The organism is Olivibacter sp. SDN3, assembly GCF_014334135.1.
Lineage (GTDB): Bacteria > Bacteroidota > Bacteroidia > Sphingobacteriales > Sphingobacteriaceae > Olivibacter.
The window spans coordinates 1,230,728-1,248,836 of record NZ_CP060497.1 but is presented as its reverse complement, the minus strand read 5'-3'; the positions used below and the strand labels follow the sequence as shown (position 1 = coordinate 1,248,836).

Below are 18,109 nucleotides of genomic sequence, written 5' to 3'. Positions count from 1 at the left end.
CTTGTGTACGAGCTGAATCTACATATGCAGGCAACGCAAAAACAAATGATTATCACTCATCCCTTAGCGAATCCACCGGATTGGCCGATGCCGCCCGAAAAGCTTTTATCCCTAAAACAACTGCTGCAAAGCTTAACATGCCTATTGCTGACACCGCAAAGATCCACCAACTTATAGCTGTCCGGAAGTGGAAATTTTCCAACCATTGATGCATGAAATAACCGGCAATAGGAAAAGCAATCAAACAGGCCAGCACGACCAAGGCAAGTAAGTTTTTCAACAATAAAAAGACGATCTGACCGACATGGGCTCCCAAAACTTTCCTTATGCCGATCTCCTTCGTTCGCTGATTGGCCGTGAAAACGCCTAACCCGAACAGACCCATTGCGGCAATACCGATGGAAAGTCCCATTGCCCAGTTGAGCAGGTTGGATAAACGGACGTCGTTTTGGTAAAAATTTTCGATGGTCTTATCTAGAAAGGTATAGTCCAGCTCATAGTCAGGGTATACTTTATTCCAGGAAGCTTGCAGCTTGTCCAGCGCTTTTTTCCAGGAAGAAGGATTATTTGCCTGTAAGGCAACATGCATTACATAGCCGTCATTTTTTTCTCCCCAGTAGATCAGCGGTTTTACAGGCGTTCTGACCGAGGCTATATTGAAGTCTCTCATTACCCCCACAATAGGCGAATCCTCATCGTAAAAATCTAAGGTGTGCCCGAGGGCCTCCTCAGGGCGCTGAAAACCCATCTGTTTCATCATGGATTCGTTAATGAGTACTTCGTATGTAGAATCCGCCAATCGGATATTCCGACCTGCCAAAAGCGGGATGTTATAAACCTGTAAATAACTGGTATCACCATATCTTGAATCGATGGAGACTTCGACTTTCTCATCGCCCACCATATAACTAAGACCATTGGACATATTGCCGCTAAAAGCAGGACTGTGATTTCCTAGGCTAACCGCTTCAATTTCGGCGATATTTTTTAACTCGTTCAGCAAAACGAATTTTTGACTATTTTGGCGGTTCGAAAAGTCGGGTATGTAAAAATTGATAATCGCCTCTTTTCGAAAGCCCATATCCTTGTCTTTGGCAAAGTTTATCTGCTTACTTACGATGAGCACACAGATCAGAAAAACCTGCGCGATGACGAACTGCGAGGTAATGAGCATTTTACGTACCCACGCCGATCGCGTTTGCTTACTATGATCACTGACCTGGTTTTTAATAGCCGAAACGGGTTTGTATGCCGTTAATACCCAAGCGGGGTAAAAACCGGCCAAAAAAGTAATGCCGAAAGATAAAAGGATTAGAAATAAAAAAATGTCTACCTGAAAGATATCTCCAAAAGACATGCTTGCCGGAATAAAACCGGAAAATGCTCTAAAAAGTAATGGGGCGATGATCACGGAAATGATGCAGGCGGTTATCGTAAGCGTAAATGTTTCCAGTAGAAATTGGATAATAAGCGTCTTTTTGCCGCTGCCCAGTGTTTTGCGTATGCCCACCTCCTTCGCCCTTTCGATGGATTGGGCGGTGGATAAGTTGATGAAATTGATGGCTCCCAGTAAAATCAGGAAGATAGCCAAAAGGAACAGATTCAGCAAGGTAGATTTTTCGATATATCTCCCTCCGCCGGAAAAGGCTTTGTTAAAATGAATATCTGCCAAGGGCTGTAACCAGTGGGCGTCTTTGGATTCGTCTTTTTCCGCTTGAGCTACCCGAGCATAAATATCGTCTATCTGTTGGTTGACCCGACTTGCTTCTGCCGTAGGATTTAATAATAGCAGACACTGGGAATTATCATTGACGTTATTCCAGGCATCGTAATTGAAAAGTTCCTTGAGCCCAGTATTACTAGTTACGGTAGCTAGGGAAATAAATAGTTGGTTGTTAAAATCAGTGTTGGCTTCCCGGTCTTTAACAACACCGGCAATCGTGGTATAGAGACTGTCTTTGAAAATAACGGTTTTACCGATAACTTCATCAGGATGAAGACCGGGGAAAAAAGTTTGAATTTTGCTTTCCGATAACACCAATTGTAAAGGTGCGGCCAATGCCTGTTGTGCATTGCCTGCTAACCATTGATGGGGAACGACTTTGAAATAGTCCGCATCAGAAAAGATAATGCCGCTTTCTTTTTTAAATAGTTTATGTTGTTTACCATCATTGCTGGGTATTTTGATGGTGTTTTGCCAATCATCCTGAATATAATGTGCTACCGCTTCGACGCCACTTACCTGACTTTTTATTAAACGAGGCAATGGTGCACGGACGCCGCTGTTCTTCCATTCACTGTTGGTGACAACCCGATATATCCGATCGCTATGTACAAGATCTTTTTCGTAGCTATACTCGTATTGAATGATAAGGTAGATGACCAAAGCTGCACTGACACCTATGGCTAGGCCGAGGATATTAATAATGCCAGAAACCTTATTCTTCCAGAAATGGCGTAATGCTAACAGTAGGTTGTTCTTCAGCATAAGAAACGTGTTGTGGAATAAAAACCAAAAATTATCCTTTCATCTATCAAAAAACATCCTTTGTTTTTAATTGATTGTATATAAGTGGTTTATCGTTTTTATGGTGTGCGATTATGTTCGGAATCGAACACAACTTGTCCGATTCCGAACAGTAGAAGGTAAATTGGTAACACCGGTTATTGTCTGCTAAGGTAATTCGAACAAAATCAACCCACTCATATTCAGGAACCGTCTTGTCAATATAATAATTCGTGACAAATAACTAATACCATCAATTGCCGATAGTGTATTCCACCTAAATCTTATACCTTTGACAGGTAACCTGTCTTGAAATGGATAATAAGCTTAACGTTCGGAAAGAAGCTGTGCATAAACGGCATAAAGTGCAACTGAAGGGCTTACAGATCGCTCAACTCTCGGAAACGATGTTATTTCAATTGGCTGTTCCAGGGTTATATCTGCACCCCTCGGATGATCAGCAAGTTCAAGCAAATAACCTGAAGCTGGGATCTGGTGTTTTTGGAAGCAAATTAGATGGAGTGTACTTTCCAGAGATATCCGTCGAGCAAACAGCGGAGGGGCTGCTGGTTAGTAGCTACGATGATGCTGAAAACGGAAAACTGACGGAGCAGGAGCTCTTAGTGCTCTTCGCCGTTCTTAAGAAGGTGACCTTCCGTGTCTTTTTTGATGAACAACTTAGGATGAAACTATTGCGGGAAAAGGCTGTTGATTATGGTTTGGAACAGGAAAACCAGCTCGACCGATTCTTTCAGCTAGATTATACTGCAGGTGAATTGCGTATCGTGCCAACGCTATCGTCTTTAGTGCCTGTTACAGAAAAAAACTTGCGAGAATGGACATCTTGGCTGGAACCGACGTCAACTGAGCTAGATCTTTCTTCGAAAGCGATGGCTGATCAACAGACAATCATTCTCCTAAAACGGCATAAATATTATCGCCATCTCATCGTAGAGCTCTATCGAGCACCGACTACAAAGACAGGAAAAGTAAAGAACCCTTTTCGGCCCATCCATCCTTTGGAAGAAATATGGACGATGGAAGGACAGCAACAGGTGAAGTTTTTTGCCGCAATTCATAAGTTTCAAAACCCTGTAGCTAAAAAGGAGCCTCATATAGATGGGAATGCTCTGCGGGCCCTTGTGCAGAATCCTTTGGAATATGCTTTTTATTACCACGACTCAGGTCTCTCTGAGAAAGTAAACGCCTCTTCTATTATACCCGTAACGGCAAGGGTGTTGCCGAAAGAAATAACGCTTAATATTGCCCGAAAAGGGGTGTTCTATGAGCTAGAAGTTACGATTATGATAGACGGGACACCTTATATGCTTAACGAGCTAGAATGGTGTTTTGATTATTTCCTGAGGGTAGAAAACACCTTATATCTAGTTGACGAACCGAGGATATTGGGTCTGCTGAAGCTTTTCGCCAATAGGCCGGGAAACCTGTTGATCCATCAAAACAAATATCTGGATTTTAGAAAACAGTTGCTAGAGAAGCTGGAAGAGCGTATTACGCTGCAGTACGAATATGCGCGAGTAGCCACAACTCGTCAATTAGCAAAGTTTGGAACTTCGGTAGAAAAGATTATTTATCTTGCTGACTTTGGCAATTATGTAACGATCACACCGGTGGCGCGTTACGGAGAGGCGGAAGTGGCTGTGCGTAGTAGAAGGCAGATTCACGGAGAGGATGATGATGGAGAAGTGTTTCTTATTAAAAGAAACGACGCACTTGAGACGGACTTCATGGCTTGCCTTGTTCGGCAGCACGCTTACTTCGAGGAGCAACTAGCCAATGATCTGGACTACCTCTATCTGCACCGAAAGCGCTTTTTGGATGAAGATTGGTTCTTGGAGGTGTTCGAAACGCTATTCGCCGAAGGGATAACCATTTATGGTTTCGAAGAGCTGGAAGGTAACCGTTACAATCCACATAAAGCAAAAATTAACATCCGGGTGTTGAGTGGGATGAACTGGTTTAATGTGAAAGTAGGGGTGAGTTACGGTAAAACGAAGGCTTCCCTCAAGCATTTACATACGGCGATACGCGATAAGCGGAAATTTGTTCGTCTAGATGACGGTAGTTTAGGTGTGTTACCGCAAGAGTGGATCAATAAGTTCAATACGTATTTTAATATAGGGGAACTATTGGACGATGATGCGATAGGCATTGCAAAAACCAATTTCGCTGTTATCAAAGAATTATTTGAAGAAGAACAGTTGGATGAGACAGTGAAAATTGATTTAAAAGCTTATGAGCTGCGGTTGGCAAATTTCGATACCACTTGGAACGTGGCTGTGCCAAAGGCATTAAAAGCATCATTACGATCTTACCAGCGGAAAGGGCTTGCGTGGCTTAACTTTTTGGACGACCTTAATTTTGGAGGCTGTTTGGCAGATGATATGGGCTTGGGGAAATCACTGCAGATTATTGCCTTTATCTTGGGGCTAAAGGAGAAATACGCACAAAGAACGCACCTATTGGTAGTGCCGACAACGCTCCTTTCACACTGGAAACAGGAACTTACTAAATTCGCGCCATCGCTTCACTTACTTATGCACCATGGAACGGAAAGGAATAAACAGACTAAGCGATTCAATAGCATGGATATTGTGCTTACCACCTATGGTACCTTGGTTTCAGATATCGCTTTTCTGAAAGAATTTATCTTTGATTATGTCTTTTTAGATGAATCACAACTAATTAAAAACCCCGAATCGCAACGTTATAGGGCGGCAAGATTGCTGAAGGCCCGAAACAGGGTGACAATTACGGGAACGCCTTTGGAAAACAATGTGTTTGATTTGTATGGGCAGCTTTCTTTTGCTTGCCCGGGTCTTCTCGGAAGTAAAAAATATTTCAAGGACGTGTACCTGATGCCGATCGATCAGTTTCACGATAAGAAGCGTCTGGATATGCTACAGCGAAAGATTAAACCTTTTATTCTTCGACGAAGAAAAGGTGAGGTGGCCGAAGAGTTGCCAGAGAAGACGGAAGTACTTTTATACTGTGAAATGGATGCAACGCAAAGACGAATCTATAAAGCATATGAAAGAGAGTTCCGCGAATATATTTCGGCGACAACCAATGAAGAGCTGGATAAAAGTCCGATGAATGTGTTGCGTGGGCTAACGCGCTTGCGTCAAATATGCGATTCTCCTATCTTGCTAGGGGAGGGACGACTACCTGGGGACTCATCGGCTAAGATTGATACGTTGCTGACGCAAATAGAGGAAAAGGCTCCCGAACATAAGATCTTGGTGTTTTCCCAGTTTGTGACCATGCTTGATCTCATCAAGAAAAGTTTGGACGTCCGTCATATTGGTTACGCCTACCTTACAGGAAGTATCCGGAACAGGGGACAGGTAGTAGATACATTCCAGTCAGAACCACAAAAACGTGTTTTTCTGATCAGCCTAAAAGCTGGTGGCACAGGCTTGAACCTCACTGCCGCAGATTATGTGTACTTGGTGGATCCCTGGTGGAACCCAGCGGTTGAGAACCAGGCCATTGACCGGGTGCATCGTATCGGTCAAACAAAGCATGTAGTCGCTGTTCGACTGGTATGCAAGGATACCGTAGAGGAAAAGATGATGAAATTGCAGGAAAAGAAAAGAGCTTTGTCAGAAGAGTTGATAGCTGATGATCAATCTTCCCTGCACCTTTCGAAGGAAGATTTGTTAAGGCTGTTGGGCTAATTTGACTTTTGTTCATCACCTCTTTTGATTAAAAACCAAAAGGATGATGATTGTTAATACCACTGAGGTAAGAAACCGCTATCAAAATACGCGGTTAGTCCAAGTAATAAATACACGCTTCATAACCAACCTTATTCGCTCCTTAATGACTTCGTTGGGTTTGCGAGTGCCGCTCTGATCGTTTGTACACTGATGGTAATAAAAGCAATCAGTAGCGCGATAACCGCGGCGATAACAAATACCAGCCAAGAGATGTCGATGCGGTAAGCAAAATCGCTTAGCCAGTTTTGCATCGCGAACCAAGTTATTGGGAAAGCAATAATAGCAGACAAGGCAACTAATAGGAGAAAATCTTTTGATAGTAAACCTACGATACTGCCGGTACTTGCCCCCAGTACTTTTCGAATGCCTATTTCTTTTACCCGCTGGGTAATAGTAAAGGCAGATAAACCAAACAATCCCAAGCAAGCGATGAAGATGGCGATACCCGCAAAGGTAGAAAAAATCAACTGCTGTTGTTGTTCCGCCTTATAGAGATCGGCAAAGCGATTGTCTAAAAATATATAGTCAAAAGGTACCTCAGGTAGATACTTCTTCCATATTGTTTCGATATGCTGAAGAGCCTGCTGTGTGCTGCCCGTTATGTTAACGGAAATGCTACCATAGTCATTCTCCTCCTTGGAAACGAATAAAACCAGCGGTAAGATTCGCTGATGCAAGGATTCGAAGTTAAAGTCGTTCATGATACCCACAATCTGTCCGTTGCGGACGCCATATTTAAATTGTTTGCCGATCGCCTCTTCATTCGATTGTATCCCCAAAGCGCGTACCGCTGCTTGGTTGAGGATAAAAGAAGAAGTGTCAGAACCATTTGTCCGCATGAAATTTCTACCATTCAAAATGGGGATATTGTAAGTTGGAATAAAACCGTCATCTACCCTTACATATTTAATATCCGCTTTTGATGGGGCCAGCGAATTTCCGAGAGTAATCTGCGACCCATCCGCATCCAATAATCTACCAGAGGGAATGCGACTTGACCGGCCGACTTCCACTATTGATGAATTAGCAAGCAAGGATGTTCTGAAAGCTTGGAAGGCATGCTGAAATCCGCTATTATTGTTTAAAACAACTATTTGTTCCTTCTTAAAGCCCAGGGACTTATTTTGAATATACTGTAATTGTTGAAAAACAACTACAGTGCTGATGATCAGTATGATTGATATTGAAAATTGTACGACAACCAAAACCTTTCTTGCTGAGAAGGCTTTCTCACTGTTTTTAAAGATACCTTTTAATACCGTCACAGGTCGAAAAGTAGAAAGGAAAAGTGCAGGATAAATTCCGGACAGTATACCAACGACAAAGGGCAACAAGCAAAGGGGGATGATAAAATGTGGTTCCCATAACATGGACAATGATAGGGATTGTCCGGACACGTAGTTAAGTCCAGGCAGAGCCAACCACGTTATCATACAGGCAAGGATAGCCGCTAACCAACCGATTACTACACTCTCGCTGAGGAATTGGGCGATCAGTTCTTTTTTGCTGGCGCCTACTACTTTTCTCACACCGATCTCCCGGGCTCTTAAAGAGGAGCGTGCGGTAGATAAGTTCATATAATTGATACAGGCAATGAGCAAAATAAAAAAGCCGATAACGGAAAAAATGTACACCCTTTTGATGTCGCCGTTTTCTTCCAGCTCGGAGTCCTTATGCGAATACAAATGGATATCCGTCAGTTTCCGAAGTGACAATGACGTCCATTCAGAAGCTTTGTTATCTGCACCTGGGACGTGCCTGTTTAGAAAATCAGGCAACTGTGCTTCCAGCTTTTTTGCAACGCCATCGTTTGGGAGTTTTAAATAGGTATAAAATGCGTTATTCCCCCAGTTCGTCCGGAGCTGTTCTTCTCCATAGATCAGGGTGTCTTTTAGGGAAGCAAAGGACAGCAGCATATTCGGATGCCAGTGTGCATTTTGAGGTAAAGCGTCGTATACGCCGGTTACTTTAAAAAGTAGCTGTTGGTTGAGCTTGATCATTTTATTAACCGGATCTTGGTTGCCAAAATACTTTTTGGCCATTTCTTCTGTAAGCAGGATAGAATAAGGTTCTGTTAAAGCTTCTTTGACGTCGCCACTGCGGAGCTGAATATCGAAAAGATCGAACAGTTGTTCATCTGCAAAATAGATTTCCGGCTCTTTAAAGATTTTATCTTCATATTGAACCGTTCCTTCACCTATAGGCAAAAGGGTTGTGATAGAGGCAATTTCCCTGAAGTCGTTTTTAAGTAAGGGGGCGATTGTCGGGGCTACGGCACCCAAAGCTAAAGAAACACTTTTGCTTTCTGCATTCAGAAAGGTTCTTTCAACGCGATAGATATTATCAGCGTTTTTGTTGTATCGATCATAACTAAGCTCATTTATCAAATAAATACTTATTATGAGGCAGCAGGTTAACCCTATCGTGAGACCTGATAAGTTAATGAAGGAATAAACCTTATTCTTCATTAAGTTTCTCCAAGCTATTTTGAGATAATTCTTTATCATACAAAGCCTTGCACAAGTTTATTGCCACACAAAAAAATGCCTTTTCTGAACAGCTAACGAGTATGGGATGCTAAATCATTGTTCGAAATCGAACACTTGGTGTACGTTTTTGATCAGAAGACTATTCGAAATGGAGGTTACAGCAAACCCTTTTCTTCCAGCGAGCTTCTAATTTCCTGATGTTGTTTCCAGAACTTGTCTTTGATTTCTTGCATCACTTTTTTAAAGGCCGGATCATTTTTAAAAGGATCTACCAAAGGGTCTTTCTCAAATAAAAGTATCCAGTACTGATAGTTTTCTTCTTTTGCAAAGCGTTGCAGATGCGAGACGGTTTGTACCCGGTCACCCAGATAAGCATAATATATGGCTTGGTGCATATGCTTGTAGATGGATGAGTCATTGTCCGCAAAATGCTTAAAACTGGCTATAAATTTCTTCGATTCTTCCTTAACACCCACTTTGGATAGCACGATGCCAATGTCCAGGTCAACATTTCCAAAAATATCCAATTGATGGGCTTTACGAAGTTCTATAAACTGCTTGAAGTAGCGATAGGCAGTTTTACAATCGCCTGTATAATAGTATATTTTTCCAATTTCCTGTAAAATATGGAGTTGCGTGCTATCTTTATCCAGCTCTTTGCGTAGGAGCTGCTTGGTTTGTTCTGCATCGTCATTTTTAGCAAACAGCACCACCGCTTTTACCCAGGAGGCGTAAGAATTTTCGGTGTCGTAGGCAATCGACTGATCGATATATTGCAGCGATTCATCTACAAAGCCCGTCTGTACCAGCGCATTGCTAAGATGCAGGTAGTTATGACTTAGGGTCGTGGAATCCTGAGATCCAGCGTTTAACCTAACCCCTTGGAGAGCATATTCCAGGTATTTGACGGTATTGGGGATATGACTGTTGTAAAAATAGGATAAAAAACTGACCGCTAAAATGGAATTCGGATTGTACTCCAAAGCTTTTTCAAGGTAGGGAACAGCCGATTGATATTCTTTTCGATGAGCATAAAATAGGGCTTTTGCGATCAGACTTTCTGGTAATAGGGAGTCATATAAAAGGGCTTTGTCCGCAGAATACCCAATTTCGGACGTATAGATTTTCTTTTCTTGAAAAAGATCCAAGTAGTAATAGGCTATGGCAGAAACGGCATAGGCAAGCGCAAATTCAGGGTCATCATCAATAGCCTTTTTAAAATAATCAACGGCTTTTTCCAAATTACTTCGGCCACCCTTACGCATCAAATCGCTGCCTTTCATAAATGAATCATAGGCGGCTAGGTTTTCTGTTGGTTTTTTTTCTATTCTCATTTGTTCATCACGAGTGATGATCGCCTGAATCTCTTTTGCAATGTCTTTGGCTACTTCTTGCTGCAATTGAAAAATATCGGTAGCTTCCCGTCGGTACTGTCTGCTCCAAAGATGTTTATCGTTTGGTGCTTCAATTAATTGTACGTTCAATAATATCCGATTGCCCATCTTTTGGCCACTTCCTTCTACAAAATAGTTCACGTTCAGCTCACGAGCCATTTCGGGAACGGATTTCGATAGATTTCGGTACTTTTCGGCTGATGTTCTACTGATAACCCTGAGATCTTTTATTTTTTGGAGGTTATTTAATGTTGCATCCATCAATCCATTAATGAGGTAGACATTACTGGAATCGTTACTATCGTTTTTGAAGGGAAGTACCGCAATTGACTTTTCAAGTGTATTGACCTCTGGAGAACGCGTACGGTATCGCAACAAACCAATGATCAGCGCAACCGTTAGCGCAGCAAAAGCTAAGATGATAAAACGTCTTTTACTGCTGGTGGGAGTGATAACATTCGAAACATTTTCCGTTTCCAAGTCTTCATTACCATGGTGAACAACCCCTGGTGGGTATCCGTAATATTCGCGGAAGCATTTGATGAAATACGAAGAACTGCCAAATCCCGTTTGGTAAGCCACTTCTGAGACGTTCAGGGAAGATTCCCTTAACATTTCCATTGCTCGTTGTAATCGGATCTGCCTGATCAATTGGCTTACCGATAGGTTGGTTTGTTTTTTTACCTTTCGGAGCAGGTTTGAACGACTCATGTTTAAGGCATCGGCCACCTCTGCCACACCAAACTGCTCATTTGAAAGGTTTTTCTCAACTACTGCAGTGACTTGATGTATGAAATCGTTAACCATCAGATGCGAATCAGGCTTTGATCTATAATTGCTTCTTTTCCGAACAAATATACCTAATTATGAAGGCTTTTGCATCATATTTTATATCGCTTCGTCATATTTTATATCGTTTCCATTAATCTTGATGGTTTTTTCCGCATAACTGTTTCAATTGATTTACGGAATAATCGACCTTTACAACAACAATAAACTTAAATTAATAAGCATTATGAAAACGCAGGAGATAATCGTAGCAAAAACATGGAAAGTTATTACTTTTTTAGTTGCTTCTTTTTTAATGACAGCATGTGTCGGCCAAGGAGATTCTGATCAGCAGAACGGAACCGCCAACAAAACTGAAAAAGTCAAACCACCAAAAATAGATATTCACGCGGCGGTTGTAGGTGGAGACACGGAAGCACTTCAGCAACATATTGCCGCTGGAACGGATATTAATAAAAAAGATCCGTATGGGGGTTCGAGCCCTTTGATAACGGCTGCGCTATTTGATAAGCCGGCGATGGTTGAAACCTTAATTGAAGCCGGAGCAGATATTGATTTTCAGAATAAGGAAGGGTCTACAGCATTGATTACGGCCGCTTTCTTCGGTCGGCCTGAAATCGTGAAAATCCTATTGGAGAAGGGGGCTGATAAAAAGATAAAAAACAAGTTTGGAGCAACGGCCTATGAATCGGCTGCCGCGCCTTTCAATGAGGTGAAGTCCACTTATGATATGATGGGAAAGCTGTTGAAGCCAATGGGTTTAGAGCTAGATTATAAACAGCTAGAAAAGATACGCCCACAGATAGCTGCAATGTTAAAATAATATATTCAGAATATTTTATTCAAATGAAGATGTCAACACCAGATAGAAGGTACGATATTGATTGGATACGGGTAATTGCTATAGGTCTGCTTTTGATATACCATGTGGCGATAGGCATGCAGCCCTGGGGAGCTATGATTGCTTTTATTACGAGTGAAAAAAGCTGGGAAGCACTATGGGTGCCTATGACAATGCTTAACGTTTGGCGTATACCTTTACTGTTTTTTGTGTCGGGTATGGGCGTATACTTCGCCAGTAGGAAAAGGAATTGGAAGCAATTGTTTCTCGAACGTGGTAAACGGATTTTGCTGCCTTTTCTCTTTGGCTCGGTATTTATCGTTCCTATCCATATCTATATTTGGCAAAAATATAATGGATTTGAGATTAGCTATCTTCCAGGCCCGGGCCATCTATGGTTTTTAGGAAATATCTTTATCTATGTCTTGGTGCTTTCTCCACTTTTCTTCTACTTAAAGGGAAAGGAAGATGGGCAACTAGTGGGATGGATAAAACGGGTATTTAGCCATCCTTTGGGCCTGTTTCTGGTTGTGGGAGCATTCGTGACAGAAGTGCTGTTGCTTGACCCTATGCCTTTTGAAATGTATGCCATGACATGTCATGGCTTCTTTATCGGCTTATTGGCTTTTTTCTTTGGCTTTTGCTTTGTACGGTCTGGCGATACTTTTTGGCAGATGATCCAAAAATGGCGATGGCTACTTTTAACCGTTGCCATCGCTCTTTTTGTGACCAGGCTTATTTACTATCAGCCTTACGCGCCGAATTACTTACTGGCTGTTGAATCCACTTGCTGGATCATTTCCGTGTTTGCTTTTGGGCACCGATATCTGAACCATTCTAGCAGAACCTTGAGTTATCTAAGTGAGGCGGCTTATCCGGTGTATATTATTCATATGATATTTCTATATTTAGGCTCATCGCTTATTTTCCCTTTACCGATAAGTGCCCCTTTACAGTTTCTACTGGTTTTGCTCTTTACACTAAGCGGCTGCCTGATTACCTATGAATTTGTGATTAGGCGTATAGCTTTTGTAAGACCACTATTTGGTTTGAAATAAAACGCGGAATCTGGGTTTATGATTAAAAAAACATCCACTCACTCACTTCGCAATGATTTTGTTGGATTAGTCATTGCCGCTTTAATCGTTTGAAAACAGATGGTCAGTAGGGCAATCAACAGGGCTGACAGCGCTGCACATGCAAAGATCCACCATTCCAATTCAATCCGATAAGCAAAATCCGTTAGCCATTTATTCATCGCCCACCAAGCAAGAGGAAAGGCGATCACAATGGCAACGAATACAAGCTTCATAAAGTCTTTCGATAGCAATTGCACAATACCCTTTACACTTGCGCCCAATACTTTCCGGATACCTATCTCTTTTGTGCGTTGTTCGGTGGTAAATGCCGCCAGGCCGAATAGACCCAAGCAAGCAATGAAAATGGCGAGCGCAGCAAAACTTGCAAATATATTGCCGGTCTGTTGCACATCTTGATACATTTGCGCATAACTTTCGTCGAGAAAAGTATAACGTAGGGACTGATGGGGAGAAAATTTTTTCCAAAGCGTGGTAATGGCCTCAATTGCAGCCGCTGTTTCTTGACTTTTTATCTTAACAGATAACATGGTTGTACTATTCCCTAAGGCAAGACAGATAGGTTCGACCCCGCCTCTTAACGATTCGAAATTAAAATCTTCTACTACGCCAATGACCGTGAAGGTATCGCCATTATAAAGGCGTGCGCCAATAGGCTGTTTTAATCCCAAACGTTTGACCATGGTCTGGTTGATGATAACTGCCTGTGAGTCCGTCTGCAAATCTGCTGAAAAATTCCTCCCTTCCGCAAGGCGCATCCCCAAAGTTGCAAGGTAATCTTTATCCACCTGCCAAAATTGACCTGGAGTAGCGGCCTCTTCCTGTACTCTCCCTTCTTGGTAAAACGTATTGCCATTACGCTTTACACCACCCAGTCTGACCGGCAGATAATCACTTATTGAGGTATTGATTACATTTGGCAGTTTTTTCAGCTCGTCTTTGAAAGTGTTGATTTGTCTTTCAAGTGTATGACTGCCTTGGATAATGAGTACCTGATCCTTGTCAAAGCCAACTTTTTCACGTAACACATATTGCATTTGGGCATTGATGACAATGGTTCCAATAATGAGTATAATGGATGTGGCAAATTGGAAAACCACTAAGCTATTACGTAGCAAAGGGCTCTTAGCGCCGAGGATTAGATTCCCTCTCAAGGCATTGATCGGAGAGAAGCCGGAAAGATAAAATGCGGGATATAAGCCTGCAAATAAACCGATAGCTAGTGCAGATAACGTGGTTATGGGAAATAACGACCAGCTCGTCCAGGGGAAGGTAATGGTCTTACCCGTAAGTTGATTAAACAGGGGCAGGCAAAGCCATGCTAACAACAAACCAAATAAAACAGACAAGAAGCTATAAAGAGTAGATTCAGCCAAAAACTGGATGATGAGTCCCTTGCGCCGTGACCCTACAACCCTTCGTAGACCTATTTCCCTCGCACGGTTAGCGGACTTAGCGGTAGATAAATTAACAAAGTTGATACAGGCAATCAATAGAATAAAGATCGCTATTCCTCCGAAGAGTGTGACGTAACGAATGTCTCCCTGCGCAACATGATGATAATCATCTACATCTGCCGAGTAAAGATGGATGTCTGTTACGGGCTGCAATCGGAGGCTAAGTGCTTTAGCGTCTTTTTCGGGCTCCTTTACTCCGTTAGCGCGCATAGTCGGTATCACATATTTTGTGAGGACCTGATTCGTCAGTTTTTTCTCAAAAGCACGTGGATCTACACCTTTGTGAAGCTTCAGGTACCCAACATAGTTACTGGCATTCCAGTTGTCCTGCTCTCCAGGATAAAAAATAACACCCGATAAAGTAAGCAGGAAATCATAATTGTGCAGATGCGAAGTAGTTGGAAAATCTTTTATTACAGCTGTTACCGTATAAGGATTGCCATGATCATTATTGAGGTAGATCATCTGACCAACTGGATTTTGATGAGGGAAAAATTTCTTGGCTTTACTTTCGGTGATAACGACCGTATTGGGTTTCTCCAGCGCATGATCATAATCACCATAAACCGAGGGTAGCTGTAAAATATGGAGCAACTCTTGGTCAAGATAAGTAAACCCCTCTTCATAGATACTTTCCGGGTTTTGTTCTGTGGTAATTTGATTACTTCCTGCGCCATAAAAAAGTGAATTGGGCATCAACCGGCCAGAAAGTGCTATTTCCTGAAAGTCTTGCTTAATAGCTACATTCAACGGCGCTGGAAACGCCGTACCACTTGAAAGCTCACCGTTATGTATATTTTGCCCTACAATGCGAAAAATACGCTCTTTATCCGGATACGTTTGATCATAACTGATTTCATGGATAATATACAGGCCAATCAGGGCGCAGGCAGCAATACTGAAGGAGAAGCCGCCAAGCTTAATGATCGAATACATTTTGTGCTTCAGAAGATTTCTCCAAGCGATCTTCAGGTAGTTCCTAAACATAAGCTAAAGCCAATAAAAAGATCAAACATCATTGATGATCATGTTTTGGCCTCGCCAAAATTAGGCCTTCTTTTGTTTTTTGCTGTAAATCAGCATGTTGCTTGTTTTGTGTGAGAGCAAGACTGTACGGAAACGGACACTCCGCGTACACATACGTACATGAGTTATGTTAAATCAGTAAGGTTATCTAAAAAATAACAGTAACTATGTTTGGTCATACCGATTTTAGGGTAATAGTTTATGGCTTTGGGAGCGGAAAGCAAGATGAGTTTTGCCTGAGGAGCAGCTAACTTAGTTTGCTTGATTAACTCTTTACCAATTCCCTGACGTTGATAACCTTCGTGCACGGCTAAGTCAGCTAAATAAGTGCAGTAGGCAAAATCTGTTAGGGAACGGGCGATTCCGATTAACTTGTCTTCATCCCGTGCGGTAACGATCAGGTTAGCATGTTCCAGCATCTGAATTAAACGGTCGAGATCATCAATTGGACGTCGTTCTCCCAAAGTAGAGCGCAGGAGGAGCTGTCGGAATTCGCCTAAACTTAATTCTTTTTCTATCTGATAATTTATCATGTTATATGACACTTTAAGGAAGAGCGATATGCCATTGAGCTCATTTTTTGTCGGGGCGATGGCTAAAAAAACTTTCTTTTAGTTTAGCTGCATCAATTTTTGTCCCATCTTCATCTAAGCGAAAGAGCCAGGCGCGCTCATTCAACAATGGTACATGTTTTTTTGAATCCGATAGGTCAAATGGTTTGATGCGCCTCGCAATTTCCAAAGGCCCTTTGGGCGGCTGTAGCTGTGCCGCATGGAACAAAAACTGAAAGGCAAACAGAGGCCACCCGCTTATTTCACTAATTTTAACGGTATAAATTTTTTGTGTGCTTCTGGGCCTAAGTATACCGGCGTATTCACCTACGACTTGCTTCGCTTTTTCTGTGTTAAAACTTACTAAAAGATCATAAGACGTTTCATTTACCAAATGAAAGAATCCCGTGTTCTGTTTCTGATCGCCGGTAATAGCTAAATAAATGCCTTCAGTAACAAAAGGACCTGCTTGTACTACAGGTTTCTTGTCTTTCTCATCGAAGGCTATATCTTCTCGATTTTGCTGACCATAAACTTTCGTGATTTTTGATGCCTGAACGGGTATTTCAAACCCATCCTCGCCAGTTACAGCAACCAACTCGTCGTTGATTATCTTCGTAATATGCCCTTCAAAATCTTCCTCAACAAAACGTACAAAATCGCCTAGTTTATAATTCACGCTTAGATTCCCCCTTTTGTTGAAATTAATAAACTGCGTACGTCCACCTGTAGTGCTTCAGCTATTTCAAACAAAGACTCTACTGTGGGCTGCATTTTGTTTGTACTCCATTTGGAAACCGTATTGATGTTCCGGTCCAGTGTTTCTGCCAGCCATTTATTGGTTTTGCCCTGTTCTGCTAATACAGCTTTGATACGATTGTATACCTTTTTATCCATAAAAAATTATTGAAAGCGTATTTATGTGCAATATAGACAAAAGAAAGCATAAAGTAAAAAGCATATTAAAACACTTCATCCAAGCCTATTTGGAAACCGGAGAAACCTCTACTTTTTCCAAAGTCAATCGCAATATTCGTTCCCGATCCTTTATTGAACTTCAGACGGAGGCCCGCACCCACGGCGTGATTCCAATCCTTAAATAATTGGCTGTCTGGTCCGGCAACAGAGTTCGCATTGGTAAAGACTACAAATCCGAATAAGCCATTGGCTGTGATATCTCGCCTATACTCAGCCTCTAAATACATTAAATGACGACCGCGATAACGGTTTTGGTCAAAGCCTCTTCCAGAACGATTGTAAACGTCCCACCCTATACTGGGGAGGTCAAGATAGGGAACTCTTCTGTTTAATACCGACCAATAGTTTGTCCAGATACCTAACATATTCTGACGGTTAGGATCATCGGTAAAACGGATATATTTACGAATGTCTACATAAATGGACTGCCAGGTATGATCACTTCCTAGAAACGTAGGATTCACGCGGTATTGAAAGTACGCATAATAACCGTCCATAGGGTTGATGGAGTTTGAACGGGTATCATACAATAAATTGAAGCTTAAACCCGAAGACAGACTTCTGCCAAAATGGTCTGTACCATATGCATAATCGGTATATTCTCCAAGGGATAACCCCGCTTCTTTCGTATCTATATTTACCCGATAATCGAGATTATACCCTATACCGGCAAACATACCATCGCAAACCTTCCGTAAGGCATGCTGGTAGAAGCGCATATACGTATAATCAACGAGTAGTTTGTCGTCTTCCTCGTGTTGCCTGCCCAGGCCCCAGGTAAATTGAGGATATTTCAGTAAACGTGTATCACCCATGATAACCCACTCATTGTTCTTTAACCAGATATAAGAACGAATAGGTAAACCGAAACGACCCCTAAAATTTGTGTAGGGCGTAAACGAAGCTCTCGACATATAAGTGGTTTCCCGGTTACCGGTGAAAAACCCGGCCGTGGTCGATGTGATCAACGCATGTCCGCCACCGGGAACGTTGGTGGAAAAAGGTAGAAAAGAGAAATAAATGGATTTACCGCTACTGTCCGGCCCCTTCGGGGGCTTGATGTTAAGAATATCTTTCCCAATATCGATGAGATCACGCTGCCTCGTCGTGTCTGCTTTGGATCTTGATGGCTCTAATTCATATCCCGGTCTCTGGCCGTAGCTGCAAAGAGGTAACATGATAATTAAAACAAATAGAGCACGATAAACTGAGAAGCACACAAGGTCTTCTTTTTTACG

The 18,109-nt window shown here is 42.1% G+C and carries 11 protein-coding genes; 3 read left to right on the top strand and 8 right to left on the bottom strand.

Annotated features, from left to right (window positions below; all coding sequences use genetic code 11):
- Positions 1–52: 52 nt before the first annotated feature.
- On the bottom strand, positions 53–2,488 hold the full coding sequence (locus tag H8S90_RS04975; RefSeq protein WP_187341482.1) for an ABC transporter permease: 2,436 nt from the start codon (positions 2,486–2,488) through the stop codon (positions 53–55).
- A gap of 332 nt (positions 2,489–2,820) precedes the next feature.
- On the opposite strand from H8S90_RS04975, the gene H8S90_RS04970 reads away from it, so the two are divergent.
- The gene (locus H8S90_RS04970) at positions 2,821–6,207 is read left to right on the top strand and encodes a DEAD/DEAH box helicase (RefSeq protein WP_187341481.1); all 3,387 of its coding nucleotides are present in this window, start codon (positions 2,821–2,823) and stop codon (positions 6,205–6,207) included.
- Between the two features lie 131 nt (positions 6,208–6,338).
- Here the strand turns inward: H8S90_RS04970 and H8S90_RS04965 are convergent, their stop codons facing one another.
- Positions 6,339–8,717: an FtsX-like permease family protein gene (locus tag H8S90_RS04965; protein ID WP_370525695.1), complete on the bottom strand. Its 2,379-nt coding sequence runs from the start codon at positions 8,715–8,717 to the stop codon at positions 6,339–6,341.
- A 176-nt stretch (positions 8,718–8,893) separates the two neighbouring features.
- Positions 8,894–10,939: a helix-turn-helix domain-containing protein gene (locus H8S90_RS04960; RefSeq protein WP_187341479.1), complete on the bottom strand. Its 2,046-nt coding sequence runs from the start codon at positions 10,937–10,939 to the stop codon at positions 8,894–8,896.
- A 208-nt stretch (positions 10,940–11,147) separates the two neighbouring features.
- On the opposite strand from H8S90_RS04960, the gene H8S90_RS04955 reads away from it, so the two are divergent.
- Positions 11,148–11,744 carry an ankyrin repeat domain-containing protein gene (locus H8S90_RS04955; RefSeq protein ID WP_187341478.1) on the top strand — a complete coding sequence of 199 codons (597 nt, stop codon included), beginning with the start codon at positions 11,148–11,150 and terminating at the stop codon, positions 11,742–11,744.
- A 29-nt stretch (positions 11,745–11,773) separates the two neighbouring features.
- A complete protein-coding gene (locus H8S90_RS04950) occupies positions 11,774–12,820 on the top strand; it encodes an acyltransferase family protein (RefSeq protein WP_187341477.1) in 1,047 nt (348 codons plus the stop codon).
- Positions 12,821–12,858: 38 nt separating this feature from the next.
- Here H8S90_RS04950 and H8S90_RS04945 read toward each other — a convergent pair whose 3' ends face one another.
- From H8S90_RS04945 to H8S90_RS04925, 5 genes are all read right to left on the bottom strand, one after another.
- A complete protein-coding gene (locus tag H8S90_RS04945) occupies positions 12,859–15,303 on the bottom strand; it encodes an ABC transporter permease (protein ID WP_187341476.1) in 2,445 nt (814 codons plus the stop codon).
- Between the two features lie 164 nt (positions 15,304–15,467).
- Positions 15,468–15,875 carry a GNAT family N-acetyltransferase gene (locus H8S90_RS04940; protein ID WP_187341475.1) on the bottom strand — a complete coding sequence of 136 codons (408 nt, stop codon included), beginning with the start codon at positions 15,873–15,875 and terminating at the stop codon, positions 15,468–15,470.
- A gap of 40 nt (positions 15,876–15,915) precedes the next feature.
- A complete protein-coding gene (locus H8S90_RS04935; RefSeq protein ID WP_187341474.1) occupies positions 15,916–16,572 on the bottom strand; it encodes a hypothetical protein in 657 nt (218 codons plus the stop codon).
- Positions 16,573–16,574: 2 nt separating this feature from the next.
- Positions 16,575–16,790 carry a helix-turn-helix transcriptional regulator gene (locus H8S90_RS04930; RefSeq protein ID WP_187341473.1) on the bottom strand — a complete coding sequence of 72 codons (216 nt, stop codon included), beginning with the start codon at positions 16,788–16,790 and terminating at the stop codon, positions 16,575–16,577.
- 65 nt (positions 16,791–16,855) lie between these two features.
- Positions 16,856–18,049, bottom strand: coding sequence for a BamA/TamA family outer membrane protein (locus tag H8S90_RS04925; RefSeq protein ID WP_255501827.1), 1,194 nt, complete (start codon positions 18,047–18,049; stop codon positions 16,856–16,858).
- Positions 18,050–18,109: the final 60 nt, after the last annotated feature.

Coding starts and splice junctions, on each gene's coding strand:
- H8S90_RS04975 (WP_187341482.1), bottom strand. CDS start 2,488: ATGCTGAAGAACAACCTACTGTTAGCATTACGCCATTTCTGGAAGAAT.
- H8S90_RS04970 (WP_187341481.1), top strand. CDS start 2,821: ATGGATAATAAGCTTAACGTTCGGAAAGAAGCTGTGCATAAACGGCAT.
- H8S90_RS04965 (WP_370525695.1), bottom strand. CDS start 8,717: ATGAAGAATAAGGTTTATTCCTTCATTAACTTATCAGGTCTCACGATA.
- H8S90_RS04960 (WP_187341479.1), bottom strand. CDS start 10,939: ATGGTTAACGATTTCATACATCAAGTCACTGCAGTAGTTGAGAAAAAC.
- H8S90_RS04955 (WP_187341478.1), top strand. CDS start 11,148: ATGAAAACGCAGGAGATAATCGTAGCAAAAACATGGAAAGTTATTACT.
- H8S90_RS04950 (WP_187341477.1), top strand. CDS start 11,774: ATGTCAACACCAGATAGAAGGTACGATATTGATTGGATACGGGTAATT.
- H8S90_RS04945 (WP_187341476.1), bottom strand. CDS start 15,303: ATGTTTAGGAACTACCTGAAGATCGCTTGGAGAAATCTTCTGAAGCAC.
- H8S90_RS04940 (WP_187341475.1), bottom strand. CDS start 15,875: ATGATAAATTATCAGATAGAAAAAGAATTAAGTTTAGGCGAATTCCGA.
- H8S90_RS04930 (WP_187341473.1), bottom strand. CDS start 16,790: ATGGATAAAAAGGTATACAATCGTATCAAAGCTGTATTAGCAGAACAG.
- H8S90_RS04925 (WP_255501827.1), bottom strand. CDS start 18,049: ATGTTACCTCTTTGCAGCTACGGCCAGAGACCGGGATATGAATTAGAG.